Origin of the sequence: Mesorhizobium sp. (genome assembly GCF_004962925.1) — a bacterium.
Taxonomy (GTDB): Bacteria; Pseudomonadota; Alphaproteobacteria; order Rhizobiales; family Rhizobiaceae; genus Mesorhizobium.
Map to the genome: position 1 here is coordinate 1 of NZ_SUEO01000437.1, position 477 is coordinate 477.

A 477-nucleotide genomic window follows, 5' to 3' on the forward strand; every position below is an offset into this window, starting at 1 on the left:
GTGCTGGCGACGTCGATCGCCGAGACCTCCATCACCATCGACGGCGTGCGCGTCGTCATCGATTCCGGCCTGTCGCGGCTGCCGCGCTACGAGCCGGCCAGCGGTTTGACGCGATTGGAGACGGTACGGGTTTCCCGCGCCTCTGCCGATCAGCGCGCCGGTCGCGCCGGGCGCACGCAGCCGGGCGTCGCCATTCGGCTGTGGCGGGCAGAGCAGACGGCGGCACTTCCCGCGTACACCCCGCCGGAGATCCTCGAGGCCGATCTTTCGGGACTTCTGCTCGATTGCGCCGCCTTCGGTGTCGCCGATCCAACGAGCCTTTCGTTCCTCGATCCGCCGCCGGCCCCGGCGCTCAACGAGGCAAGGTCGCTGCTTCGTGCGCTCGACGCCATTGACGAGGCAGGGCGCCTGACGGAAGCGGGTGCTGCGATGCGCAGGCTGGCGCTGCCGGTGCGGCTGGCTCACATGGTCGCCGAG

The 477-nt window shown here is 70.4% G+C and carries 1 protein-coding gene; it reads left to right on the plus strand.

Features of this window, described 5'->3' with window-relative positions; all coding sequences use genetic code 11:
- On the plus strand, positions 1-477 hold a 477-nt coding region (locus E5W87_RS35590), incomplete at both ends, for a helicase-related protein (RefSeq protein ID WP_292408676.1).